The sequence below is a fragment of the Actinacidiphila acidipaludis genome (assembly GCF_019890725.1).
In the GTDB taxonomy this organism is placed as follows: domain Bacteria; phylum Actinomycetota; class Actinomycetes; order Streptomycetales; family Streptomycetaceae; genus Actinacidiphila; species Actinacidiphila acidipaludis.
Genome location: NZ_JAINZZ010000012.1, coordinates 120,090 through 144,778, shown reverse-complemented (window position 1 = coordinate 144,778; position 24,689 = coordinate 120,090). Strand labels below are relative to the sequence as shown.

General features: G+C 74.0%; 19 protein-coding genes. 11 read left to right on the top strand and 8 right to left on the bottom strand.

Going from position 1 to position 24,689, the window contains the following annotated elements; translation table 11 throughout:
- Positions 1-53: 53 nt before the first annotated feature.
- Both K7862_RS13435 and K7862_RS13430 read right to left on the bottom strand, forming a co-directional pair.
- Positions 54-398, bottom strand: a complete 345-nt coding sequence (locus K7862_RS13435; protein ID WP_222962757.1) for a hypothetical protein — start codon at positions 396-398, stop codon at positions 54-56.
- A gap of 111 nt (positions 399-509) precedes the next feature.
- Positions 510-3,014 (bottom strand): glycoside hydrolase family 95 protein, encoded by a 2,505-nt coding sequence (locus K7862_RS13430; protein WP_222962756.1) that lies wholly within the window; start codon positions 3,012-3,014, stop codon positions 510-512.
- Between the two features lie 486 nt (positions 3,015-3,500).
- Between K7862_RS13430 and K7862_RS13425 the strand changes: the two genes are divergently transcribed.
- Both K7862_RS13425 and K7862_RS13420 read left to right on the top strand, forming a co-directional pair.
- Complete coding sequence (locus tag K7862_RS13425) at positions 3,501-5,186, top strand: MDR family MFS transporter (RefSeq protein ID WP_262413060.1); 1,686 nt, start codon at positions 3,501-3,503, stop codon at positions 5,184-5,186.
- Between the two features lie 7 nt (positions 5,187-5,193).
- Complete coding sequence (locus tag K7862_RS13420) at positions 5,194-5,646, top strand: universal stress protein (protein WP_222962755.1); 453 nt, start codon at positions 5,194-5,196, stop codon at positions 5,644-5,646.
- Between the two features lie 39 nt (positions 5,647-5,685).
- On the opposite strand, the gene K7862_RS13415 is transcribed toward K7862_RS13420, so the two are convergent.
- Complete coding sequence (locus K7862_RS13415; RefSeq protein ID WP_222962754.1) at positions 5,686-6,843, bottom strand: PP2C family protein-serine/threonine phosphatase; 1,158 nt, start codon at positions 6,841-6,843, stop codon at positions 5,686-5,688.
- Between the two features lie 455 nt (positions 6,844-7,298).
- On the opposite strand from K7862_RS13415, the gene K7862_RS13410 reads away from it, so the two are divergent.
- Complete coding sequence (locus tag K7862_RS13410) at positions 7,299-8,339, top strand: LacI family DNA-binding transcriptional regulator (protein ID WP_222962753.1); 1,041 nt, start codon at positions 7,299-7,301, stop codon at positions 8,337-8,339.
- A gap of 65 nt (positions 8,340-8,404) precedes the next feature.
- Here the strand turns inward: K7862_RS13410 and K7862_RS13405 are convergent, their stop codons facing one another.
- Complete coding sequence (locus K7862_RS13405; protein ID WP_222962752.1) at positions 8,405-9,919, bottom strand: SDR family NAD(P)-dependent oxidoreductase; 1,515 nt, start codon at positions 9,917-9,919, stop codon at positions 8,405-8,407.
- A 144-nt stretch (positions 9,920-10,063) separates the two neighbouring features.
- On the opposite strand from K7862_RS13405, the gene fahA reads away from it, so the two are divergent.
- From fahA to K7862_RS13375, 6 genes are all read left to right on the top strand, one after another.
- Positions 10,064-11,290: a fumarylacetoacetase gene (gene fahA / locus K7862_RS13400; protein ID WP_308011966.1), complete on the top strand. Its 1,227-nt coding sequence runs from the start codon at positions 10,064-10,066 to the stop codon at positions 11,288-11,290.
- Positions 11,291-11,428: 138 nt separating this feature from the next.
- Positions 11,429-12,472, top strand: coding sequence for a hypothetical protein (locus K7862_RS13395; protein ID WP_262413059.1), 1,044 nt, complete (start codon positions 11,429-11,431; stop codon positions 12,470-12,472).
- A 221-nt stretch (positions 12,473-12,693) separates the two neighbouring features.
- Positions 12,694-13,320 (top strand): MarC family protein, encoded by a 627-nt coding sequence (locus K7862_RS13390; RefSeq protein ID WP_222962751.1) that lies wholly within the window; start codon positions 12,694-12,696, stop codon positions 13,318-13,320.
- A gap of 95 nt (positions 13,321-13,415) precedes the next feature.
- Entirely contained in the window at positions 13,416-15,758 is a 2,343-nt protein-coding gene (locus K7862_RS13385) for an FUSC family protein (protein WP_222962750.1), read from the top strand.
- Positions 15,759-15,905: 147 nt separating this feature from the next.
- The gene (locus tag K7862_RS13380) at positions 15,906-17,165 is read left to right on the top strand and encodes an SLC13 family permease (RefSeq protein WP_222962749.1); all 1,260 of its coding nucleotides are present in this window, start codon (positions 15,906-15,908) and stop codon (positions 17,163-17,165) included.
- Positions 17,166-17,181: 16 nt separating this feature from the next.
- On the top strand, positions 17,182-17,688 hold the full coding sequence (locus K7862_RS13375; protein ID WP_222962748.1) for a universal stress protein: 507 nt from the start codon (positions 17,182-17,184) through the stop codon (positions 17,686-17,688).
- 13 nt (positions 17,689-17,701) lie between these two features.
- On the opposite strand, the gene K7862_RS13370 is transcribed toward K7862_RS13375, so the two are convergent.
- Positions 17,702-18,472: an SDR family oxidoreductase gene (locus K7862_RS13370; RefSeq protein WP_222962747.1), complete on the bottom strand. Its 771-nt coding sequence runs from the start codon at positions 18,470-18,472 to the stop codon at positions 17,702-17,704.
- 91 nt (positions 18,473-18,563) lie between these two features.
- Here K7862_RS13370 and K7862_RS13365 point away from each other — a divergent pair, with 91 nt between their 5' ends.
- Entirely contained in the window at positions 18,564-19,451 is an 888-nt protein-coding gene (locus tag K7862_RS13365) for a sigma-70 family RNA polymerase sigma factor (RefSeq protein ID WP_222962746.1), read from the top strand.
- 15 nt (positions 19,452-19,466) lie between these two features.
- Here the strand turns inward: K7862_RS13365 and K7862_RS13360 are convergent, their stop codons facing one another.
- Entirely contained in the window at positions 19,467-20,114 is a 648-nt protein-coding gene (locus K7862_RS13360) for a TetR/AcrR family transcriptional regulator (protein ID WP_222962745.1), read from the bottom strand.
- Positions 20,115-20,273: 159 nt separating this feature from the next.
- On the opposite strand from K7862_RS13360, the gene K7862_RS13355 reads away from it, so the two are divergent.
- A complete protein-coding gene (locus K7862_RS13355) occupies positions 20,274-21,305 on the top strand; it encodes a medium chain dehydrogenase/reductase family protein (RefSeq protein ID WP_222962744.1) in 1,032 nt (343 codons plus the stop codon).
- A gap of 57 nt (positions 21,306-21,362) precedes the next feature.
- On the opposite strand, the gene proP is transcribed toward K7862_RS13355, so the two are convergent.
- Positions 21,363-22,901 (bottom strand): glycine betaine/L-proline transporter ProP, encoded by a 1,539-nt coding sequence (proP, locus tag K7862_RS13350; RefSeq protein ID WP_222962775.1) that lies wholly within the window; start codon positions 22,899-22,901, stop codon positions 21,363-21,365.
- Between the two features lie 73 nt (positions 22,902-22,974).
- A complete protein-coding gene (locus K7862_RS13345; RefSeq protein ID WP_308011965.1) occupies positions 22,975-24,564 on the bottom strand; it encodes a PP2C family protein-serine/threonine phosphatase in 1,590 nt (529 codons plus the stop codon).
- Between the last annotated feature and the right edge of the window lie 125 nt (positions 24,565-24,689).

Sequence of the window (24,689 nt, the reverse complement as noted above, 5' to 3'; positions counted from 1 at the left end):
CCCGCCGGGCAACCCGCCTGGTCGGTCGTCCCGGAGAGCCGGGTCCGCGCTGTCTACTCGCGCGGGCCCGGCTCTTCGGGTCCCGCCGCCTTGCGCAGTCCCCGCACCACCTCGGCGCCGCCGCCGAGACCCGAGTCGGCCAGGGCACGGTGCAGTTCCTCGCCCGCCGTGCGGGCGGCGGCCATCAGCTCCTCGTACCGGGCGTCCTCGGTCTCCGTCCACGGCGGCAGGGCGGGCCCGGCCCACGGCCGCGCCGGGTCGGGCCCGGCGCCCTCGGACTGCGCGTCGCGATGGCGGCGGCCGTCCACGTCGCGGCGGTGCGCCTCGACGTCCGCCCATGCCTGGTCGCTTCGTCGTTGCAGCTCGACGAGGGCGTCGGGGAACTCCGGATCGGCCATGGCCGCATGCTACGACCGGGTGGTGACAGCCCTGCCCCGCCACGCCCCGGCCGGGAGGGACGGGCAGGACAGGCGGGGCAGGGCCGCCGGGAGCGGCCCGGAAGCGGCGGGTCAGCCGCGACCGGGGTGGAACGTCACCGATCCGCCGGCCGGGACGGTCACCGCGCGGCTCCACGCCCCGGCGACCACGGTCGTGGTGGTCCCGGCCCGGCCGCGCACCGTCACCCGGGTGACCCGGCCGGTGGTCCACGCCAGGTCCACGCTGAACCCGCCGCGCGCGCCGACGCCGGTGACGCTGCCCGAGGCCGCCCAGGCGGACGGCAGCGCGGGCAGCAGCTCGATCCGGCCCGGCCGCGACTGCACCAGCATCTCCACCATCGCCGACGGCGTGCCGAAGTTGGCGTCGATCTGGAACGTCGAACTGTCGCTGCCGAGCTGGTACATGTCGAACATGTTGATCCCGGTGCCGTTGCTGTGGGAGACCGACGGCTTCAGGACCGCGAGCACGAGCTGGTAGGCCTTGTCCGCGTTCTTCAGGCGTGCCCAGCACAGCGCCCGCCAGGCACTCCCCCAGCCGTAGCTGATCATGCCGCGCGCGGTCAGCAGCGCGGTGGCGCCCGCGATCAGGGACGGCGGCGAGTCCTGGAGGTTGATCCGGTCGCCGGGGAAGAGGCCGGCCAGCGGCGACAGATGGCGGTGAGTGGTGTCGCCGAGGTTGGCGTCGGTCATCCACTCCTCCAGCCAGCCGGTCGTGGCGCTGACCCGCGGCAGGTAGAGCCGGTCCTGCAGGCCGCCGATCACCCCGGCGTATCCGGCGTCCCGGCCCAGCACGGCGGCCGCCTCCCGGTAGTTGCGGAAGAGCTGCCAGACGAGTTCCTGGGCGTAGGTGATGCCGATGGCGTCGGTGGGTCCCTGCTCCGGCGACCAGTCGTGGTCGTCGACGAGGACCTGCCGGGTCGCGCCGGTGTCCGGGTCGGTGACCGTGGTGGTCACCAGCCGCGCCTCCCAGAACTGGCAGGCGCCCTTCAGCAGCGGGTAGATCCTGGCGAGATGGGCGGCGTCCTGGGTGTAGGCGTAGTGGTCGTAGAGCGCGTTCGACAGCCACGCGCCGCCCGCCGGGTGCCACCACCAGCCGTTGCCGCCGTAGGGGTTGGTGGAGATGGCGACCGTCCAGCCGGCCACCGTCCCCGAGGTGTTGCGGAAGCCGTTGCGGGGGTCCTGGAACAGCCGGGTCGTCGCGTCCTGCCAGGACGGGAGCTGGCTCAGGCAGTAGTCGGTGAACGCGTCGAAGCAGTCCGGCAGTCCGGCCCGGTCGGGCAGCCAGTAGTTCATCTGGATGTTGATGTCGGTGTGGTAGTCCGCCATCCACGCCGGGTCGTCGCGGTCGAGCCACAGGCCCTGGAGGTTCAGCGGGAGACTGCCGCGTGATCCGCAGATCAGCAGGTACCGGCCGAACTGCAGGTACGAAGCCTCGAGTTCGGGGTCGGCAGCCGCGCCGGGGGTGGCACGGGCGGTGAGCCGGGCCGCGGTGTCCATGGCCCGCTGGGCGTCGGTGGAGGTGCCGAGGTCCACGGTCATGGTCCGCTGCAGCCGCTGGTAGTCGGCGACATGGGTGGCCAGCAGGGCGGCACCGGCCACGCCGGCGGCCGCCGCGGCCTTGCCGCGGGACAGGGCCAGCGGGTCGGCGGCCGGGTTCATGAAGCCCGTCGCGGCGTCCGGCGCGTAGCTGGTCCCGCCGCTGAGGACGAGGACCACCTCGCGGCAGCCGGTGAAGGTCACCGTGTCGCCGGAGACCGTGACATCGCCGCCGCGGCCGACGGCCCGCGCCACGGCCGCGTAGCGCAGGCCGTTGGCGAGCGTCGCCGTGAACGCGGTGGCCCGGCCGTCCGGTTCGGCGGCGGACGTCTCGCCGCGGGTGCCGTTCAGCGACAGCGATCCCGTGTAGGCGCCGCCGCCGCTCTGGGTGAGCCGGACGACCACCACGTCGTCGGGGTGGCTGGCGTACGTCTCGCGGTGGTAGGTGACGCCGCCGACCCGGTAGCTGGTCGTCACCAGGCCGTTGCTGAGGTCGAGCGTCCGGCGGTAGCCGCTGACGGCGTCCGCGGTGTGCGCGGGCAGGTCGAGGTAGGCCTTCGCCAGCAGCCCGAAGGTGCCGAACCCCGTGGAGTCGTACGGGAACTGGCCGTCCGAACCGAGGACGGCGTTGGCGCCGCCGGTCCACAGGGTGACGTCGGTGAGGTAGAAGGCGTCCCGCGCGGGGTCCCCGGTGGTCAGCGCGCCGAGCCGGCCGTTGCCGAGCGGGAGGCCCTGCTCGATGATGAGCTGCTCGGTGCCGGGTGTGCCGTACCAGAGGGTGACGGCCTGGTCCTGGGGCACCAGGTGGGCCGCGTGCGGGCGTTGGTCCGGGCCGGGTGCGGCGGCGGCCGACGCGGTGAACTCGGGCAGGGCGGACAGCGCGAGCAGGGCGCCCAGCGAACCGGCGCCGCGCAGCGCGGCCCGGCGCGTGAGCCCGGCGCGGTCGGCGGCTGCCTCCCCCTGGTGGGCGCCGCCCGGGTGGCTGCCGGGGGTGTCGCGGTCGGACGGCCGGTACGGCGGGGTCGCTCCGGGCACGGGCATGCGGAACTCCGTTCGTGGGCGCGGTACGGCCACCAAGAAATGGCCACAGCACAGCAACAGATCCGATGTCTGATGCTCCTGGGGCTGTTCGAGGGTGTCAAGACTTGTGCACATGCCCGGCCGATCACACAGGATCACACAGGATGGCGCGGCAGTTGAGCAGTGTTGACGCGGGAAGTGGCCCTTTGGTCTGCCTTTCGGAGCGAACAGCAAGAAAGGCCACAGGAAGGGAGATCCGATGTTTCAACGTCGGAAGCGGGCTCGTCCGCGCGTCCCGGGCGCCTCGGGGAGCCCAGGGTCGTCCCTTTCCTCGGCCCGGACGTCCGCGGCACGGCTCGATCGCGACCCCCACCAGGCGCACTTGAGTCCGGCTCTGCCTACCTGGCGTAATCTTGGCCTGGACGTTGCCCTGGGCAAGTAAGAAGCCCCGGGCCGCGCAGGGCCGCGAGGGCCTGACGCATCCGGGCACCAGGAGGACACGGCTCCATGACAGCTGCAGCAGACGCCGCGCCGGCCGGCATCGACAAGGCACCACCGACGGGTTATTCGCATCGCCAGATCATGGTGATCCTCTCGGGACTGCTGCTGGGCATGTTCCTGGCGGCGCTCGACCAGACCGTGGTCTCGACGGCGATCTACCGCATAGGTGAGAGCCTCAACGGGCTCACCGCGCAGGCGTGGGTGACCACGGCCTTCCTGATCACCTCGACCATCGCCACCCCGCTCTACGGCAAGCTGTCCGACCAGTACGGCCGCAAGCCCTTCTTCCTCTTCGCCATCGCGGTGTTCATCGTCGGCTCGGCGCTGTGCATGCTCTCCACCTCGATGTACATGCTGGCCGCCTTCCGGGCGTTCCAGGGCATCGGCGCGGGCGGTCTGTTCTCGCTGGCGCTGGCGATCATCGGCGACATCATCCCGCCGCGTGAACGGGCCAGGTACCAGGGGTACTTCATGGCCACGTTCGCCACCTCCAGCGTGCTCGGGCCGGTGATCGGCGGTGCGCTGGCCGGCCAGGACCAGCTCCTGGGCATCGACGGCTGGCGCTGGATCTTCCTGATCAACGTGCCGATCGGCATCGTTGCGATGGCCGTGGTGGCCAAGGTGCTGCACGTCCACCAGGAGCGCCGCCCGCACCGCATCGACTACCCCGGCGCGGTCGCGCTGATGATCGCGCTGGTGCCGCTGCTGATCGTGGCCGAGCAGGGCCGCGAGTGGGGCTGGGGCAGCGTGACCTCGCTCCTCTGCTACGGCATCGGCGTCGTCGGCACCGTCCTCTTCCTCGTCTTCGAGCGCAAGGCGGGCGACGAGGCTCTGCTGCCCATGCGGCTGTTCCGCAACGGCGTGTTCTCGGTCGGCTCGGCGCAGTCGGCGATCATCGGTATCGGCATGTTCGGCGGCATCACGCTGATCCCGCTGTACCTGCAGCTCGTCAAGGGCAACTCGCCCACCAAGGCGGGTCTGCTGACCCTGCCGCTGATGCTGGGGATCATGGTCTTCTCGATGGTGTCCGGCCAGGTCACCTCGAAGACCGGCCGCTACAAGATCTTCCCGGTGATCGGCTGTCTGCTGCTGGTCGCGGGCATGCTGATGCTGTGGCAGCTGTCCGCCGACAGCAGCCTGTTCTACATCGACCTGGCCATGTTCGTGGTCGGCGCCGGTCTGGGCCTGAACATGCAGACCCTGGTGCTGGCGATGCAGAACGCCGTGCCGCCGCGGGACATCGGCGTGGCGACCTCGTCGGCGACCTTCTTCCGCCAGATGGGCGGCACGCTCGGCGTCGCGGTCTTCCTGTCGATCGTCTACTCCGTGGTGGGCGGCAAGATCGGCTCGGCCTTCGCCGAGGCCCGCGGCACCGCCGCGTTCCAGCAGGCCGCGCAGGCGCACCCGGACCAGGTGAAGATCCTCTCGGCGGCGTCGGGCGGCAACTCCGGCTCGCTCAACGACACGTCGTTCCTCAAGCGGCTCGACCCGGCGCTCGCCCACCCGTTCAAGACCGGCTTCACCGACGCGATCAACGTGGCCTTCCTGGTCGGCGCGGGCGTCCTGGTCCTGGCGTTCGTCCTCGCGCTGATGATCAAGGAGGTCCCGCTGCGCACCACCGCCGCGGCCTTCGCCGACAAGGAGGAGGCCACGGCGGGCAGCGCCACCGGGTCCGACGCCGTGCAGCCGTAGGCAGCAGGTGAGCCTGTCACACAGAGGCGACGGCTCGCGGGTCGTCGTCGCCGGACTCGACGGTTCCGACACCTCCTGGCGCGCGGTCGCCTACGCCGTGGGCCTGGCCCGCCGCCAGGACGCGCTGCTCGTCCTGGTCCACGTGCTCCCCGCCCACCCGGTCGCCATGCTGGCCGGCGCCGCCTGGATGCTCGCCGGCACTGACCTGTCGGCGGCGGGCGAGCTGCGGCGCCGGGTGGCGGCGGGCCTGGGCTGCATGGCCGAGGCGCGGACGCTGCGCTGGGAGTACGAGGTCCTGCCGGTCGGCGACCCGGTGGCCGGCATAGCGCAGGTCGCCGAGGAGCGGCGTGCCGACACGGTCGTGGTGGGCGCCTCGCACACCCTGGGTCACCGCCTGTGGGGCGCCACCGGCACCCGCCTGGTCAAGGCCGGCCGCTGGCCGGTGGTCGTCGTCCCCTGACGGGTGCGGCCGCCGACTCGCGCGGTCGCCCGCCGGCGGTCAGGCGGCGCGCTGGATCGCGACCATCGCCACGTCGTCGGTCAGCTGCTCCGCCGCGTACGCGAGCAGGTCGTCGTGCAGGTGCCGCAGCAGCACGTCGGGGGTGTCGGCGGACCAGGAGCAGAGCCGGTCGGCGAGCGGGTAGAAGACACCGCCCTCGTCGCGGGTCTCGGTGACGCCGTCGGTGTAGAGCAGCAGGATGTCGCCGGGCTCCATCGGATAGGTGTCCACGTCGTGCCGCTCCTCGCCGATGTCGCCGAGCCCGAGCGGGAGCGCGGGGACCTCCGGCATCAGTCGCCGCACGGTGCTGTCGCGCACCAGCAGCGGCGGCGGATGCCCGCAGTTGGCGATCCGCAGCCGCGTGCACCCGGCGGCCACGTCGACCAGCACGGCGGTGACGAATCCCTCCAGCGTGCGCGGCCCGCTGCGTGGCGCGGTCCGCACCCCGTCGGGAGCGGGCAGCGCGCTCTCCGCGGCGTCGGCGAGGTCCTCGCGCAGCCGTTTGTCCAGGTAGCAGGGCAGGTCCGGCAGGTCGACGCTGCGGCGGGCGGCCCGCCGGAAGCCGGCCAGCAGGAAGTTCGCCACCTCGACGGCGGCCATGCCCTTGCCCTGGACGTCGCCGACCATCAGCCGGGCGTCGCCGTTGTCGAGCACGGTCGCCGCGTACAGGTCGCCGCCGATGGCCGCCTCCTCCTCGGCCGCCATGTAGAGCGAGGCCAGGGTGAGCGGGCCGAGCCGGCCGGGCAGCGGGCGCAGCAGCAGCTGCTGGGCGGCGGTGGCCACCCAGCGGACCTGGGCGAGCTGGCGCTCACGTCTGACCCGCAGCGCGGACCCGGCGACGGCGCCCACGCCGATCAGCACGACGGTGGCCATCACGACCGGGAAGTTCGTCGTGTCGAACTGGTGGTTGTTCTGCGCCGCCAGCACCACGCAGACCATGGTCACGACCGTGATGACCAGTATCTGGCCGGGCCCGAGGAACACCGCGCACAGCGCGGGCACCGCGATCATCAGGCCGCCGATCCGGATCGCGGTCCCGCCGGCCAGGTCCGCGCTCAGCAGGACGGCGACGACGGCGAGCGGTGCAGCGAGCCGCCCCCACGGGGACCGCAGCGCCCGCGACATCCGGGACCGCCCTGGAGAGCCCATCGCCTCCATGACACAAAGTTACCGTGCGGCGCTCCGCCCCACCTGTCCTGCGGCGCGGGAACGACGCGGTGACCGTCCGCCGGTGACCGTCCGCGTGACTCCCGTCACACAGGGAGTGTGCGCGGCGTCCGCAGCGTCCTGGAGGGCCACCGGGCCGCAGATCCGCCCGACGAAGGGTGCCAGGACGCCGAGCAGTTCGTCCGTGGCCAGGGCGTCCCCCCGCTGGGCACGGCGGACCAGCGCGGCGAGTTCCGCCGGTTCCGCCGGTTCCCGTCCGTCCGCCCGTCCCCCGGTCACCTCACCGCTCCCCCCCGACGGGGAGACTCTAGGGGCCGACGGTGCGCGGGGACACCGGTGTCCGTCCTCCCGGCGCCGGCCCGCCGCCCCCGCGCGGAGGGTTCGCCATACTCTCAGGACCAGGGGACCAGCGGTGCGCGGGCTCCGCGGCAGGCGAGGGCAGAGGCATGGAGCGGGGACCGGGGACGGAAGCGGGCAGGACGCTGGCCGACATCGCCCGACAGGCGGGGGTGTCGGTCTCCACCGTCTCCAAGGTGCTGCACGACCGCTCCGACGTGGCCTCCCGCACCCGGGCGAAGGTGCAGCGGCTGCTGGAGCAGCACGGGTACCTCGCCCGCTCCCGGCCGGGCGCCACCGCGCTCGCCCCGGGCGGTCTGCTGGACTTCGTCATCAAGGACCTGGAGGGTCCGTGGGCGGTGGAGCTCATCCGCGGGGCGGAGGAGGCGCTGCACGCCGTCGGCATGGGCATCGTGGTCTCGGCGGCGCGCGAGCGCGGCGGTCCGTCGGCCGGGCGCTGGCTGGACTCGCTGGCCACCCGCAGGACCCGCGGGGCGATCCTGGTCGTCCCCGAACTCCGCGAGTCCGACCACGCGGAACTGCGCCGGCTCGGGGTGCCCTACGCGCTCATCGCGCCGGTGGAGGAGCCGCCGTCCGGGGTGCCGTGGGTCGGAGCCACCAACTGGCCCGGCGGGCTGGCCGCCACCCGCCATCTGATCCGGCTCGGCCACCGCAGGATCGCGGTGATCGGCGGGCCGCCGGACCGGCTGTCCTCCCGGGCCCGCGTCGACGGCTACCGCTCGGCGCTGGAGGAGGGCGGTCTGCCGTTCGACCGGGAACTGGTCCGCTACGGCGACTTCCGGCACGAGCCCGCCTACCACCACGCCCTGGAGCTGCTGCGGCTCCCCGAACGGCCCACCGCGATCTTCGCCGGCAGCGACCAGCAGGCGCTCAGCACCTACCGGGCCGCCGCCGCCCTGGGCCTGCGGGTGCCGCAGGACGTGAGCGTGGTCGGCTTCGACGACCTGCCCTTCGCCGACTGGGTGACGCCGCGGCTCACCACGGTCAGCACCCCGCTGCCCGAGATGGCCGCGGTCGCCGCCCGGATGGTGCTGCGCCTCCTCGGCGGGCAGCGGCCGGAGACGACGCGGGTGGAGGTGGCCGGAGAGCTGGTGGTCCGCGACAGCACCGCGCCGCCCGCACAACCCTGAGGTCCCGCGGGCCGGCGCGTCACCAGGCCGCGGGGCGGGCGGTCACCAGGCGGAAGCCCGGGCGGTCACCAGGCGGAGGGCGCGTAGTCCTTCAGGAAGCAGCCGTAGAGGTCCTCGCCGAGCTCGCCGCGCACGATCGGGTCGTAGACCCGCGCCGCGCCGTCGACGAGGTCCAGCGGCGCGTGGAAGCCCTCGGCGGCCAGCCGGACCTTGTCCGGGTGCGGGCGCTCGTCGGTGATCCAGCCGGTGTCCACGGCCGTCATCAGGATGCCGTCGGTCTCCAGCATCTCCTGGGCGCTGGTGCGGGTCAGCATGTTCAGCGCGGCCTTGGCCATGTTCGTGTGCGGGTGCCCCGCGCCCTTGTAGCCCCGGCTGAACTGACCTTCCATGGCCGAGACGTTGACCACGTACTTGCGCCGCGCCGGGGACGCGGCCATCGACGGGCGCAGCCGGCTCACCAGTACGAACGGCGCGGTCACGTTGCACAGCTGCACTTCGAGCAGCTCGACCGGGTCGACCTCGCTGACGGTCTGCACCCAGGTGTTGGTGGCGTCGAGGTCGGGTACCAGGCCGCCCGCGTCGATGGCGGTGCCCGCCTCGATCCGGGCGATGGTCGCCGAGCCGGTCACCAGGGCCAGCTCGGTGACGTCCTGCGCGGTGAGACCGTGGCGGCGCGGCGCGGGCAGCGCGGGGGCCGCGGGGGCGCCCGAGCCGAAGGCGCCGAAGATCTCGCGGGCGGGGAGGGCCCCGGCCGGCAGCGGCGCGGACTCGGCGGCCACCAGCTCGCTGTAGGCCTGCGGCGAACGGCGCACCGTCTGGGCCGCGTTGTTGATCAGGATGTCCAGCGGTCCTTCGGCGGCCACGGAGTCGGCGAGCGCGACCACCTGGGCGGGGTCGCGCAGGTCTATGCCGACCACCTTGAGGCGGTGGATCCAGTCGGCGCTGTCCGGCATGGCCTTGAAGCGGCGGACCGCGTCGTTCGGGAAGCGCGTGGTGATCGTGGTGTGGGCGCCGTCACGCAGCAGCCGCAGGGCTATGTACATGCCGATCTTGGCGCGCCCGCCGGTGAGCAGGGCGTGGCGGCCGCTCAGGTCGGTGCGCGCGTCGCGGCGGGCGCGGTTCTCCTGGGCGCACGGCTGGCAGAGCTGGTGGTAGAAGGCGTCCACCTCGACGTAGCGGCTCTTGCAGATGTAGCAGGACCGCGGGCGCTGCAGGATGCCGGCGATCTGCGTGGTCACCGAGGTGGTGAGCTGCAGGCCGCGGGTCTCGTCGTCGATGCGGTCGGCGGCGCCGGTCGCCGTGGCCTCGGTCACCGTCCTGTCGTGCGCGGTCTTGGCGGCGCGGCGCTCCTGGCGGCGGCGCTGCTTCACCATCCGGTAGATGCCCGCCGTGGCGCGCCGAACGGCGATGGCGTCGGGGTGGTCGACCGGCAGGTCGTCGAGTTCGGCCAGGACGGACAGGCAGATCTCCATCCGGGCCGGGTCGATCCCGGGCACGTCCGCGTCGCCGATCCCGGTCAGACCCGTGAAGGGGTGCTCCTCCGGCCCGAGCTCGTGCACGTTCTGTGTGGTCGCCGTCATCCCGCTGCTGCTCTCTCCGTTGCTCCCCCGTACCTTGGGCGAACCCTACGTTTGTACGCCCGGCTCCTCCAAACCCGTTCCGTACCGGTCCCGGCGGTACCCTCGGGGCGTTTCCGCTGATCCCCGGCGACCGAAGGAGATCCAGTGAGCGCCGTGAACCCGTTCGCCGTACCCGAGGGCTCCCTGTTCGGGCCGGACAACCTGCCGTACGGCGTGTTCAGCACGCCCGGCGGCCCGCGGCGGCTCGGCGTCGCCTACGGCGACCACGTGCTGGACGTGGGCGCGGCCGCGCGGGCCACCGGGGTGGCGGGCGAGCTCGCCGGGCTCCTGGAGGCCCCGGCGCTCAACCCGCTGCTGGCCGCCGGCCGTCCGGCGTGGCGGCAGGCGCGCACCGCGATCACCGGCTGGCTCACCGAGCAGGAGCACCGGGCGGCCGTCGCGCCGTCGATGATCCCCCGCGCCGAGGTGCGGCTCCATCTGCCGTTCGAGGTCGCGGACTACGTCGACTTCTACGCCTCCGAGCACCACGCGTCGAACCTCGGCCGGATCTTCCGGCCCGGCTCCGAACCGCTCACCCCGAACTGGAAGCACCTGCCGATCGGCTACCACGGCCGCTCGGGCACGGTCGTGGTGTCCGGCACACCGGTCGTCCGGCCGTGCGGGCAGCGCAAGGCACCCGCGGACCCGGCGCCGGACTACGGGCCCTCGCGCCGGCTCGACATCGAGGCGGAGCTGGGGTTCGTGGTCGGCACGCCGTCCCCGATGGGCAGCCGGGTCGCGCTGCACGACGCGGACCGGCACGTGTTCGGGGTGTGCCTGGTCAACGACTGGTCGGCGCGCGACCTGCAGGCGTGGGAGTACGTGCCGCTCGGCCCGTTCCTCGGCAAGTCGTTCGCGACGTCGGTCTCCCCGTGGGTGGTGCCGCTGGACGCCCTCGCCCACGCCCGCACCGAGCCCCCGGCCCGGGACACCGAACCGCTCCCCTATCTCGACGACCGCGCCGCGCAGCCGTACGGCCTGGACATCACGCTGGAGGTCCGGCTCAACGGCCGGCTGGTCTCCCGGCCCCCCTTCGCGGCCATGTACTGGACCTACGCGCAGATGCTGGCGCACATGACGGTGAACGGCGCGAGCCTGCGCACCGGCGACCTCTTCGCGTCCGGCACCATCAGCGGACCGGAGCGGGACACCCGCGGCGCCCTGATCGAGCTCACCTGGAACGGCGAGGACCCGCTCGACCTCGGCGACGGCACGGCCCGCGCCTTCCTGGAGGACGGCGACGAGGTGACCATCACCGCTTCGGCCCCCGGCCCGGCCGGCGCCCGCATCGGCCTCGGCGAGGTCACCGGCACCATCGCCCCGTCCCACTGACGGGCGGGTCCCGGCCCGGAACGGCCGGTCCGCGGGGCGGGTGGTACCTGGGCGGACCGCCTCCGCCGGCGGGCGGCCCCGCGGGAGGCGTCGGATACTGGGCGAGGCCCGCAGTCCCCCGCGTTCCAGGAGCCGTTCATGATCCGGCGTCCCTCGGCCGACGACAGTGCATCCGGCGCCCTGCGCCGCAGGTCCGTCCTGCTCGCGGCGGCGCTCGCCGGCGCAGGGCTCGCGGGCGCAGGGGTCTCCAGGTGCTCGGGCGGCGGCACCGCGTCGTCCTCCACCAACGCCCCCACCTCGCCCGAGGGGCAGCCGCCCGGCGCGGCCAGTCCCGTCCCGACACTGCCGGCCCCGGTGCTCTGGCAGCCGGGTCCCGGCGAGATCGAGCCCGCCGCCAAGGTCGCCGCGGTCCGGCTGGTCGAGGCGTTCGGCACGTGGCCGGCCGGGAAGGGCGGTGTGGCCGACCGCGCGGCGCGGGCCCGGGCGCTCGGCATCCCGGCGGCGAGGGCGGCCATGCTGGCGACGCAGACGGGCTCGCTCACCCCGCCCGCCGACGCGGCGGTGGTGCGGGTGATCGACGCGCAGTACGGCGGCATCCTCTCCGACTCGGCGAGCGTCCTGGTGGTGTGCTCCCAGACCACCAGGACCGGGTCGACCATCAGCGACGGCGGCACCACGGTGGACGTCCGCCTGTCACGCACATCGGCGGGCTGGGAGGTCACCGCGCTGCACCCCGCGCGGCCGGGGCCCGCACGGCCCCTCGACGCCACGCAGCGCAAGGTGCTGGCCGACGCGCGGATCCAGCTTCCGCCCGCGGCGGCGGCGGACGTCCGCAGCGGGCTGGTGCACACGGAGGTGCTGGACGCGATGCTGCGGCTGGCAGGTACGTACCGGATGTCCGTCAGCGTCGTGCGGTCCGGGCATCCGCTGGACGTCTTCGGTACGGATCGGCCCAGCGATCATCCGCTGGGGCGGGCGTTCGACGTGTGGCGCATCGACGGGCACCCCGTCGTCGATCCCGCGACGTCGCGGGCCCTGATCACGGCGTTCATGCGGGCGGCGGCCGCGGCGGGGGCCGACAACGTCGGCGGGCCGGTCCAGTTGTCCGGGGGTACGGTCCCGAACCAGTTCTTCTCCGACCCCACCCATCACGACCACGTCCACATCGGCTTCCACGCATAGGTCTTTTTTTCCGGGGTTGCCCTGCCCCTCGCGGTCCCTTGCCGCCCCCGGCCGGGCTCGCGCCCCCGGCTTCCGGGCTGCCCCGCGGCGCGAGCAACCACCCACCGGGCGGAGGACGGCGACGGCGGTCCGGGGGCAGCCCGGAAGACGAAGGGGCGCGCGGGGCGGCGGCCCGGGGTCAATACGGGGCAGGGGCCCGGGCACTGGCCATCATGCCCGGTATGATCACTCTCACCTATTCCGCCGCGTTCATCACCTTCTTCTCGGTGATCGGCCCGCCGAAGGTGCTCCTCGCCTTCGCGAGCCTGGCGCAGCACCACTCGCGTGACCAGCTGCGGACCATCGCGCTGATCTCGTCGGCCGGGGCCGTGCTGGTGGGGGTCGTCGCCGGTTTCGCCTCGCCGTGGCTGCTGGAGCTGTTCCACATCTCGACGGCCGCGCTCGCCCTGGCCGGCGGGATCATCTTCTTCCTCTACGCCGTCGGGCTGGTGCTCGGCCTGCACATCGGCGGCATGGAGGGCGACACGGACACCCCGGACCTGACCAGCGGCGTCCGGGAGCTGCTCATGCCGTACGTGGTCAGCCCGCTGGCGCTGACCGCCGTGCTGATCGAGGCGGCCGAGCGGGACGCGTGGAGCTGGCGTTCGACGGTGGTGGGGGCGTACGTCTCGGTCATCGCCGTCGACCTGCTGTGCGTGCTCATCCTCGGCGGCCTGCTGCAGCGGACCCACCACACCGCCATCGAGCTGCTCGCCCGCCTCATCGGGCTGCTGCTCGCGGCCGTCGGGGTGGATCTCTTCCTCGACGGGCTCTTCGAGCTGGGCGTCACCGCGCTGGCGCATCGCTGAGCCGCGCCGATGGCCGAGGCGGGGGCCTTCGCCGGACGGACGGACGTCCGTGCGATGCTGATTCCGGGTCCGGAAGCAAGGGAACGCGCAGCACGATGAGAGGCACGACCGCGGCACGGCGGCGTATCGCCGCGTTCTGGGACCGGTATTCGGCCTCCGATCCGGGGCTGCTGCGGCTGACGGCCGGGCTGCGGACGGTCGGGGCGATCGGGCTGACGCTGCTCTCGCTGGCCCTGATGAGCGTTCCGGTGCCGCAGATGGTGGCCGGGGCCATCACCGCGATGGTGTCGACGTTCGCGATCCGCGACAAGGCGGTGCGGGACCAGGCGGTCACCCTGGCGCTGGGCCTGCCGGCGGCGCTGCTGTCGGTGACGCTCGGCGCGCTGCTCAACCCGCACATCGTGGTCGGCGACATCTTCTTCATCCTGCTGATCTTCGGCGCGGCCTACGCCCGCCGCTTCGGCGAACGCGGCACCGCGCTCGGGGTGATCAGCTTCCAGGTGTACTTCGTGTCGTTGTTCGTGCACGCCACGCCCGCCACCCTGGGGAAGCTCTGCCTGACCGTCGCCGTCGCGTTCGCGGCCAGCGCGCTGCTGCGCTTCCTGCTGGTGCCGGCGCGCCCGGAGCAGTCCCTGGCGCGGCTGCGGCAGGCGTTCCGCGCCCGTATCGCCCAGCTCTTCGGCTCGCAGCTCGCGTTCCTCGACGCCGACGCGGACGAGCGGGAGGACGCCATCGCCGACATACGGCGGGACACCGCGCGCCTCCACGAGACCGCGCTGATGATCCAGGCCGGCATGGAGGAGGGCATCGAGGAGGAGCGGACCGCGGAGCTGCTGCAGCGGCGGGTCGCCGCGGCCGAGATCGCCGCGGAGCGTCTGGGCATCCTGCTGATCAACGCCCGCAGTGACGAGCGGGCCGACACGCTCACCCTGCACCTGCCCGACGTTCCCCTCCCGGCGATCGTGCGGCGCGCGGACGACGACGTGTTCGCCCTGCTGCGGTCCGAGGTGAGCGCGCTGCGGCTGCTGGTCACCCGGCTGGCGACCGACGGCCGCGGCGCGGGCGTCGCGCAGGTGCGCAACCGGCTGCTGGGCTACCGCGACGACGAGAACCTGCCGCGCGGGTCCACCGCCGTGCAGGACGCGTTCCGCGGTATCGGCGAAGCAGCGCGGTCCGTGCTCGGACTGCGGCTGGCGCTGGGCGACGAGGGCGACACCTCCGACGACAGTCCGGAGACATCGCGCTCCCGTGAGGAGATCGAGGCGGAGGACGCGTCGCTGATCGGCGACGCCGCGGTCGCCGAGGAGCCGACGGGGCTTCGGCGCGGCACCACGCGTGCGGCGCTGCAGGTGGCGGCCGGCTCCGCGCTGGCCATCGCGGGCGGCGAGTTCCTGTCCACGCAGCGCTGGTACTGGGCGGTGCTGACCTGCTGGGTGGTGTTCCTCAACACCTCCTCCACGGGCGAGATCCTGGTCCGCGGGTACCGGCGGCTGGTGGGCACGATGGGCGGCGTGGTCGCGGGCGTGCTGCTGGCCGGGCTGGTCGGCCGGCACACCTGGACGGCGTTCGCGCTGGTCCTGGTGCTGATCTTCCTGATGTTCTTCACCGCGCCGATCTCCTACGCGCTGATGTCGTTCTTCGTCACCGCGATGCTGGGCCTGCTCTACACGCTGCTGCACACCTACAGCGCCTCGGTGCTGGTGCTGCGGATCGAGGAGACGGCGCTGGGCACCGCCTGCGGGGTGATCGCGGCCGTGCTGGTCCTCCCGGTCCGCACGGGCCTGCGCACCGACCAGCAGCTGATGACCGTGCTGGCCAGGCTCCGGGACGTGGCGACGGCGGCGGTCGGGCAGCTCAGCGGCGGGCCCGCGGTGGACCTGGTCGACATGGCCCGCGACCTGGACACCGCGCTGGACGACCTGCGCCGCTCGGCCGGGCCCCTCACCCACCCCTTCACCCCGCTGCGGGTCCGGCGCCGCACCGCGCAGTACGTGGTGGCGCTGCTGGAGACCTGCGCGTACCACGTGCGGTCGCTGGCGGCGACGGCCGAACTCGTCCCGTTCAGCCGCAGCGTGGCCGCCGATCCACGGCTGGCGGCGGTCGGCCTGCGGCTGGAGCACAATCTCGACGTGCTCATCGAGACCATCGGCACGCACGACGGCAAGGGCCCGGGCAAGCAGGCCGCCACGGCCGCCGCCGACGACCAGGACGGGAAGCCGGCGGAGGTCCAGACCGGGCCCAGCATCGCCTCCATGCTGGAGGGATCGGGTCCGGCGGTGGTGCCGTCCCAGACGGTCACCTTCCGCGTCCTGCGCCATCTGCAGCGCCTGGACGAGAGCGTGGTGGCCCTGGCCCGGCCGCTCGCGGCGCCGGTGGCGGCGGCACCCGGCACCGCGGGTCCGGCCGGCAGCACCCGCGTCCCGCCCAACCGGGTGTGAGGGACGGCGGGGACGGGCGCCGCGCAGCCGTCCGGGTCCCGCGCGGCGCGTGCGGGCAGGTCCGGTACCGGTGCCGCGCGGTGCGGGTGGTTGCATGAGCGGGCAGGGAACTGGCAAGTGACGACCGTGTGCTGACGAAGGGGATCCGTGCTCAACGCGACAGCCGCAGAGGCCCTGTCCGCCGTCCTGCTGCTCCTGGTGCTGGCTTTCGCCGTGGTGCGGCCGTTCGGCTGGCCGGAGGCGGTCGTGGCGGTGCCCGCGGCGGTGGTGGTGCTGGCCACCGGGGCGATCTCGCCCGCCCACGCGCGCGCCGAGGCGGAGCAGCTCGGGCCGGTCATCGGCTTTCTCGCGGCCGTTCTGGTGCTGGCCCAACTGTGCGACGAGGAGGGCCTGTTCAGCACCTGCGGGGCCTGGATGGCGCGTGGCGCCGCGGGCAGCCCGCGGCGCCTGCTGGTGCAGGTGTTCGCGGTCGCCTCGGTGATCACCGCGGTCCTCAGCCTGGACGCCACGATCGTGCTGCTGACCCCGGTGGTGTTCGCGACGGCCGCCCGGCTCGGCGCCCGGCCCCGCCCGCACGTCTACGCCTGCACCCACCTGTCGAACACCGCGTCCCTGCTGCTGCCCGTCTCCAATCTGACGAACCTGCTGGCGCTGGACGCCACGGGGCTGACGTTCACCCGGTTCGCGGGCCTGATGGCGCTGCCCTGGCTGCTGGCGATCGGCACCGAGTACGTGGTGCTGCGGCGGTTCTTCGCCACCGATCTGGGCGTCGGGGCGCGTCAGCAGCACACCGGACCGGCGCCGCGGCCGCCGGTCTTCGCCCTGGTGACGGTCTGCTGCACCCTCGCCGGGTTCGCCGTCGCCTCGACCATGGGGGTCAATCCCGCCTGGGCGGCGTTCGCGGGGGCCGCGGTGCTGGCCGTGCGGGCGCTGATCCGGCGCAGGACCACGCCGGTCGCGCTGGTCCGCGCCGCGTCCGTCCCGTTCCTGGCGTTCGTGCTGGCGCTGGGCATCGTGGTGCGGGCCCTGGTGGACAACGGCCTGGGGTCCGGACTCGGCCATCTGGTGCCGGGCGGCACCGGGTTGACGGACCTGCTGGCGATCGCGGGCCTGGCCGCCGTGCTGGCCAACCTGATCAACAACCTCCCGGCGGTGCTGGTCCTGCTGCCGCTGACCGCGCCGAACGGCTCGGCCGCGGTGCTGGCCGTGCTGCTCGGCGTCAACATCGGGCCGAATCTCACCTACGCCGGGTCGTTGGCGACACTGCTGTGGCGGCGTATCGTCCGCGAGCACGAAACCGACGTGGACCTCGGGGAGTTCACCCGGCTGGGCCTGCTCGCCGTGCCTGCCACCCTGCTCGTGGCGGTCCTGGCACTGTGGGTGTCGTCCACCGTGATCGGCGGCTGATCGGAGGCAGACCGGAATGACGCGCGTCGTCGCCTGGATCGTCGAGGGCACCTGGCCCTCGTGTGTCGACACCGCCCGGGCGCACGCGCCGGACGATGCCGAGATCGTGCTGCTGCACGTGCCCGATCCGGAGGTGCCCGCGGCCGCCCACGCGGCCTTCGCCGGCCTGCTCGGCCGCGGCGGGCGCCCGGCCCGCGACCCGGGCACCTCGCTGGAGCAGGAGGCCGTCGGCTTCGGTGAGCGGCTGCTGCAGGACGCCGCCGGGCGCCTGGGCCGGCCCTGTACCCGGCGGCAGCGCACCGGCCGCATCGAGCGGGAGGTGGTCGCCGAGGCGGAGGGCGCCGACCTGCTGGTGCTGGCCCGCGACGGCGACCGCAGCAGGCTCGGCCCGCACAGCCTGGGCCCGCACAGCCGCTTCGTCGTGGACCACGCACCCTGTCCGGTCCTGCTGGTGTGGCCCGACACCCCGCCGGGCACCGACACGATGCCGCCTCCCCCGCCGCACCACCACCCGCGGCCCTGACGGCCGGCCGCCGTCACCTGCCGCCGGCGGTGCGCTCGACCAGGAACTCCTCCCAGGTGCGGCTGCCGGTGTCGGCGCCCTGGGCGGCCAGGTTGTCGCCCGCCCGGTAGGCGCGCCCCGGCTTCCCCGGGATCCGCACCGGAACCCGCAACCGGCGCCTGCCGCGGGCCCGGAGGTAGCTGCCGGCCAGCTCACCGAGCGTGTACACCCGCGGCCCGGCCAGGTCCGGCACCAGCCCGGCGGGGTCCCCCAGCGTCAGGCCGGCGAGCCGCCCGGCCACGTCCGCCGCGTCGACGGGCTCGAAGCGCAGGCCGCCGGGGACGGGCAGCACCGGGAGCTTGGCCATCTTCTCCACCGTCATCAGCACGAGGTCGTGGAACTGCGCGGCGCGCAGTGTCGTCCACGGCACCCCGGAGCCTTCGACCGCCTGCTCGGCGGCCAGCTTGGCGCGGAACCAGGCGAGCGGGACCCGGTCGGCGCCGATCACCGAGATGTACACCAGGTGCCGCACACCGGCCCGGGCCGCGGCCTCGGCCAGGGTGCGCGTGGCCACGTCGTCGCCCTTGGCGCCGCCCGCCAGGTGCAGGACGACCTCGGCGCCCGCCACCGCCGCCTCGACCCCCTCGCCCGTGAGCAGGTCACCGGTGACGTGGGCGACGCCGTCGCCGGGCTCGCGGCTGCCCCGGCTGAGCACCCGCAGGTCGCGGCCGGCGCCGCGCAGCAGCGGGACGACCTGCCGCCCGAGGGTGCCGGTACCGCCGGTGATCAGGATGGTCGACGTCATGGTGCCTCTCCCAGTTCGTTCCGCTGTCTCGCTGACCGGCGGAAATCCGCCGCCACTTGCCTGACACCGCGCGGGAGGGGAATGTGACGGCGTGGACGATCTCCTGTCGCCGGCCGGGCTGTTCGAGCAGCACCGGGCGCATCTCGCCGCCGTGGCCCACCGGATGCTCGGCTCGGTGAGCGAGGCCGACGACGCCCTGCAGGAGGCGTGGCTGCGGGTCGACCGCTCCGGGACGGAGGGGGTCGAGAACCCCGCGGCGTGGCTGACGACGGTGGTGTCCCGGGTCTGCCTGAACCTGCTGCGCACCCGCGAACGGCGCCGCGAGGACCCGCTGGACGCCGGTCCGGCCGATCCGGTCGCCGCCGCGGAGGACGGCGGCGACCCGGAGCGCGAGGCCGAACTCGCCGACTCGGTCGGCCTGGCGATGTTGGTGGTGCTGGACACCCTCCCGCCGGCCGAGCGCGTCGCGTTCGTCCTGCACGACATGTTCGCCGTGCCGTTCGACGAGATCGGCCCGCTGCTGGACCGCTCGCCCGCCGCGGCCCGCCAGCTGGCCAGCCGGGCACGGCGCCGGGTGCGGGGCGTGCCGGCGGTTCCGGGCGAGGACCTGGCCCGGCAGCGGCGGGCCGTCGAGGCGTATCTGGCGGCGGCCCGCCGCGGGGACTTCGACGCGCTGCTCACCCTGCTCGATCCGGAGGTGGTGCTCCGCGCCGACGCGGCCGTCGGCCCCACCCCGGCGCCGGTGTTCCTGCGCGGCGCCGCGACCGTGGCCCGGGGCGCGTTCGCCTCGGCGGTCCGCGCCCACGCCACCGAGGCCGCGCTGGTCGACGGCAGGGCCGGGCTGGTCATGGCACGCGACGGCCGGGCGGCGGTCGTGCTGACGTTCACCTTCGGTAATGACGGCCTGATCAGCGCCGTCGACGTGATCGCCGACCGGGAGCGCCTGCGCCGTCTCGACCTGGCCCTGCTCGGGGCGTGACGCCGGCGCCGCGCGTCAGCCGGCCAGCAGGGCGTCGACCTCGGCGGCGAACAGCAGGCCGGGGTCGAAGCCCATGCCGGTGAAGTGTCCGGCCACCTCCAGGGAGAGCAGGCCGTGCAGGCGGGTCCAGAAGGTCAGGGCCCGGTGCAGGACCGGTGCGGGCGCCGGGTGGTCCTCCGCCCAGGGCCGGTGGGTCTCCAGGTGCTCGTCGAACGGTCCCGCCGGTGCGGGGTAGGGCAGTCCGGCGCAGACCTCCAGGAGCACGGCCATGATCTCGGCGGCGATCGCGGTGATGTCGTCCGGCGCGTGGTAGCCGGGGACCGGCGTGCCGTAGATCAGCAGGTAGCGCTGGGGGTCCTTCAGGGACCAGCGCCGCAGGGTGTGCGCCAGTGCCGCCGCGCGTTCCTCGGCACCGCCTGACTCGTCGGCCGTCGCGCGGAAGGCGTCCGCCAGGCTGCGATAGGCGTCACCGATCAGTTCGGTGATGAGCTCGTCGCGGCCGGCGAAGTACCGGTAGAGCGCCGGCCCACTCATGCCCATCGCCTTGGCGATCGCGTTCAGGGAGAGCGCGGACGCCCCCGCCGTGGCGATCTGCTCCCACGCGCGCTCCTTGATCTCGGCCCGCACCTGTGTGCGGTACCGCTCGCGCGGGCTGTCCGCCATGGGCCCGTCACCGCCTTCCCGGAACCTCGTCGGCTACAGCATCAAGCGTGAGTGAGAGGCTATCACTGAATGCCTTGACTCCCCGTCGCCATGTGAGTTACACCTCATAACGAAGGCGATAGTCAGTAACCAACGGGTCGCGGAACAGCGGAGGTCGTCATGAGCACCGAGGCACTTGTCGAGGTCGTCCTGCCGGGCACGGTGGAGCCGGAGGGTCTGCGGATCCGGCACGGATCCGTCCCCGCGCCGGGATCCGGCCAGGTCCTGCTCCGGATGGAGGCGACCGGCGTCTCCTTCGCCGAGCAGCAGATGCGCCGCGGCCGCTACTACGACCAGCCGCCGTTCCCGTTCGTGCCCGGCTACGACCTGGTCGGCACGGTGGCGGCGACGGGTGCGGGCGCCGATCCGGGTCTGGCCGGCACCCGCGTGGCCGCGCTGGTCAAGGTCGGCGGCTGGGCGACGCATGTGGTGGTGGACGCGGCGGACGTCGTCGAGGTCCCCGACGGGGTCTCGGCGGCCGAGGCGGAGACGCTGGTCCTCAACGGCGTCACCGCCTGGCAGATGCTGCACCGCAAGGCCCGTGTCCGCGCCGGGCAGACCGTCCTGGTGCACGGCGCCAACGGCGGCGTCGGCTCGGTCCTGGTCCAGCTCGCCCGCTCCGCGGGCGTGCAGGTGATCGGCACCGCCTCGGCCCGGCACCACGACGCCCTGCGCGCCCAGGGGGCCGTGCCCGTCGACTACCGCACCGAGGACGTCCCGGCCCGGGTCCGCGCGCTCGCACCCGGCGGCGTGGACGCCGTCTTCGACCACATCGGCGGCCGCGGCATCGCCGACTCCTGGCGCCTGCTGGCACCGGGCGGGACGCTCGTGTCCTACGGCACCGCCTCCACCCGGGACGACCAGGGCTCGAAGCAGTGGCCGGTGCTCAAGCTGCTCGGCCGGGTGTGGCTGTGGAACGCGCTGCCCAACGGCCGCCACGCGTACTTCTTCAACGTGTGGGCCGGGCGCGCGCTGGCCAGGGACCGCTTCCGGGCGCGGCTGCGCGCCGACCTGACGCAGGTCTTCGCGGCCCTGTCGCGCGGTGACGTGACCGCGCAGATCGCCGCCCGTCTTCCGCTCGCCCGGGCCGCCGAGGCCCTGCGCCTGGCCGAGTCCGGCACCGTCGCCGGCAAGGTCGTCCTCACCCCGTGAGCCGGCCTGAGCCGCGCGGCCGCACGGGCGGTCCGGGCGGCCCCGGCGGCGGGCCGCTCACTGCTGACGGTGACGCAGTTTGATCCACAGGTCGCGGGCCTGGCGCCCGGCCGCGGTGCGGCTGCGGGCGACCAGCCGCCGGGCCTGTCCCGGCGTCTCCACCATCGCCCGCGAGCCGGCCAGCGGCTTCCCCGCCGTCTCGTAGAGGAAGACCGTCGAGACGAACCCGACCACACCCGCCACCATCAGGTAGTACGCCGGGACCAGGTCGTCGCCGGTCGACGCCACCAGCGCGGAGGCGACCAGCGGGGTGGTGCCGCCGAAGAGCGAGACGGAGATGTTGAAGGCGATGGAGAGCGCGCCGTAGCGGATCGGCGTCGGGAAGAGCGCCGGCAGCGTCGCCGCGGAGGTCCCCGCGTAGGTGACCAGCAGCAGTCCGAGGATGGCGCAGCCGGCCGCGGGCAGCGCGATCCCGCCCTGCCGGATCAGCAGGAACGCCGGCAGCGCCAGCACGATCAGGGCGATGCTGCCGGTCATGAAGACCGGGCGCCGCCCCCAGCGGTCGGAGGTGCGGCCGACGAGCGTGATGGTCAGCACCACCAGCAGCATCGTGGCCAGCACCAGGAGCTGCGCCGTGGTGTCCCCCATGCCGATGGTCGAGGTCATGTACGTGGGGAGGTACGAGGTCACCATGTAGTTGGTGACGTTGTAGAGCAGCACCAGGCCCATGCAGATGAGGATGGCCTCCCAGTGGCCGGTGAAGATCTCCCGCAGCCGGCCGCGACCGGACTGCCGTGCCTCCTCCACCGCGGTGCCGTCCGGCGACGAGCGGGCGGCCTGCTCCACCTCGTCCTTGAAGGCGGGGGTGTCCTCCAGCTTCAGCCGCATGTAGAGGCCGACCACGCCCAGCGGCCCGGCGACGAGGAACGGGATCCGCCACGCCCAGTGCTCCAGGCCGTCGGCGCCCACCAGCGCGGTCAGCACCGTGACCAGGCCGGAGCCGAGCGAATAGCCCACGAACGTCCCGAAGTCGAGCCAGCTCCCGAGGAAACCGCGCCGCCGGTCGGGCGCGTACTCGGCGATGTACGTGGTGGCGCCGGCGTACTCGCCACCGGTGGAGAAGCCCTGCACCAGCCGGCAGAGCAGCAGCAGGAGCGGCGCGAGCAGCCCCACCGCGGCGTACGAGGGGAGCACGCCCACCGCGAAGGTGCTCGCCGCCATCATGATCATGGTGACCGCGAGCACCTTCTGCCGCCCGATGCGGTCGCCCAGCGGCCCGAACACCAGGCCGCCCAGCGGGCGGACCAGGAACGCGGCGGCGAAGGTGGCGAACGTCGACACCACCTGGGTCCCGGACGAGCCGGACGGGAAGAACACCTTGCCGAGGGTCCCGGCCAGGTAGGCGTAGACGCCGAAGTCGAACCACTCCATGGTGTTGCCGAGCGCCGCCGCGCCCACCGCGAGCCGGACCTTCGGGAGGTCCGCGACCGCCACGTCCTCCGGGCCGAGGGGATTCTTGCGACGCCGCAGCAGGGTGCGGTAGAGCTGGTCGACCCGCTCCCCCGACCGCTTCTCCTGCGGACGGTCGCGCCTCAGCCGGCGCCGGCGGTGCCGCTCCGGCCCGTCGCCCGCCGGCCTCCGGTGCACCCTCACCTGGTCGATCGCCTCCTCACAACCGGGCCGCCAGGACGGAGATGTCGTCGTGCTGGCCGCTCGGGTCCGCCAGCCGCGCCAGCAGGGCGTCGGCCAGTTCCTGGACCGGGTCGGCGCGCAGTTCGCAGAGCACGTCGGTGAGCCGCCCGATGCCGACGTCGATGTCCTCGCCGCGCCGTTCGACCAGGCCGTCGGTGTACAGCACCAGCAGGTCCCCGCAGGCGTACTCCAGGGTGGCCTGCGGGCGCGGCACGTGTTCGACCCGCACGCCCAGCGGCGGGTCGGTGGCCCGGTCCAGGAACTCGTACGAGCCGTCCTCGTGCACCAGGACGGGCGGCGGGTGGCCCGCGTTGCTGTAGGTCAGCAGCCGGCTGGCGGGAAACACCTGGCAGGCGAAGGTGGTCGTGGCGAGCGCGCCGTCGTGGGCCCGGGAGTAGAGCCCGAGGGCCTCCAGGGCGCCGCTGGGGCCGTCGGCGACGCGGACGGCGGCGTTCAGCGCGCTGCGCAGCATGCCCATGACGCTGGCGGCGCCGACACCGTGGCCCACGACGTCACCGACCGTCAGCACCAGCCGTCCCTCGGGCAGATCGACCACGTCGTACCAGTCGCCGCAGGCGTTCAGGCCCTGCATCGCCGGCCGGTAGCGCACGGCGATCTCCGGGTGCCCTGACAGGTCGGGCGTGGCGAGCATCGCCTGCTGGAGGACCAGGGCGGTGTCGTTGATGGCGGCGGTGGACTCCAGCAGACGGGCGTTGGCCCGCTGCAGCTCCTTGGCCTGGTTGAACACGTCGACCTGCGGCACTTCGGCCGCCGTCGTCTCCGCGGGCTCGGTGCGCCGCACCGAGTCCACGAAGGCGGTGACGTCCTCCACCTTGTGGATGACCAGCTCCACCCGGCCGCTGCGTCCGGTGACCGGCTGGTTCACCACGTTCCACCAGCGCGACTCGAACTGGCCGGACGCGTCGGCCCGCGGGATGGCGAAACGGTGCAGCATCAGCAGGCTCGGCTCGCCCGAGGCGAAGGCCGCCTCCAGCGAACGGCGCTGCGTGTGGGCGCCGTTCGCGCTCAGGTCGTCCGGGTCGGACGGGTAGGCGTCGAAGAAGGCGCGGCCGATCAGTTCCTCACGGTCGCGTCCGGTGACCGCGAGATAGGCCTCGTTGACGGCGACGATCCGCAGCCGTCGGTCCAGGACCAGGCAGGCGACCGGGACCGCCGCGAAGAGGGCGGCGTAGTCGATCGGGTCGCCGGAGCCCGGGGAGCCGGTGGCGCCCGGAGGGTCGGTGGTACCCGGGGGGTCTGCGGCGGCCGGGGGGTCGGCGGCCGGGGGGTCGGCGCCCGGGGGCTCGCCGGCGGCCGGGGGGTCGGTGCCGTCACCGCCTGCCGTGGAATCGGCCGTGTGGGTGGCGTCCGCATCGCCAGGGGCGTCGCCGCGGTCTGCAGGCGGTCCGGTGGGGGCGGCGCCTGCGTCGGCGTCCTCGGCGCCGCCGGCCCGCTGCGCGGCGTCCCGCTCCGCGGGGTCGGCCGCCCGTCCGCGGGCGTGCGTACCCCGGGAACCGGCCGTGCCGCCGCGGGCGCGCCGGGCTCCGCCGCTTCCTCCCTCACTCACCGCCGGCCACCCCTTCTCCGTGCCGCGCGCACGGGGCGCGGCCCGTGCGGGTGGCCGCGCCGCGGCGGCCACCCCTCCAGCAAACCCGGCCGCGGCCCCGGCGGCGCGGTACGCGGCCCACCGCT

Bases quoted from the DNA above. Each gene is read 5' to 3' on its own strand.
- K7862_RS13360 (WP_222962745.1), bottom strand. From the start codon at position 20,114: ATGGCGGACAGCCCGCGCGAGCGGTACCGCACACAGGTGCGGGCCGAG.
- K7862_RS13385 (WP_222962750.1), top strand. From the start codon at position 13,416: ATGAGAGGCACGACCGCGGCACGGCGGCGTATCGCCGCGTTCTGGGAC.
- K7862_RS13425 (WP_262413060.1), top strand. From the start codon at position 3,501: ATGACAGCTGCAGCAGACGCCGCGCCGGCCGGCATCGACAAGGCACCA.
- K7862_RS13430 (WP_222962756.1), bottom strand. From the start codon at position 3,014: ATGCCCGTGCCCGGAGCGACCCCGCCGTACCGGCCGTCCGACCGCGAC.
- K7862_RS13390 (WP_222962751.1), top strand. From the start codon at position 12,694: ATGATCACTCTCACCTATTCCGCCGCGTTCATCACCTTCTTCTCGGTG.
- K7862_RS13435 (WP_222962757.1), bottom strand. From the start codon at position 398: ATGGCCGATCCGGAGTTCCCCGACGCCCTCGTCGAGCTGCAACGACGA.
- K7862_RS13375 (WP_222962748.1), top strand. From the start codon at position 17,182: ATGACGCGCGTCGTCGCCTGGATCGTCGAGGGCACCTGGCCCTCGTGT.
- K7862_RS13415 (WP_222962754.1), bottom strand. From the start codon at position 6,843: ATGGAGGCGATGGGCTCTCCAGGGCGGTCCCGGATGTCGCGGGCGCTG.
- K7862_RS13370 (WP_222962747.1), bottom strand. From the start codon at position 18,472: ATGACGTCGACCATCCTGATCACCGGCGGTACCGGCACCCTCGGGCGG.
- K7862_RS13395 (WP_262413059.1), top strand. From the start codon at position 11,429: ATGATCCGGCGTCCCTCGGCCGACGACAGTGCATCCGGCGCCCTGCGC.
- K7862_RS13405 (WP_222962752.1), bottom strand. From the start codon at position 9,919: ATGACGGCGACCACACAGAACGTGCACGAGCTCGGGCCGGAGGAGCAC.
- K7862_RS13355 (WP_222962744.1), top strand. From the start codon at position 20,274: ATGAGCACCGAGGCACTTGTCGAGGTCGTCCTGCCGGGCACGGTGGAG.
- K7862_RS13410 (WP_222962753.1), top strand. From the start codon at position 7,299: ATGGAGCGGGGACCGGGGACGGAAGCGGGCAGGACGCTGGCCGACATC.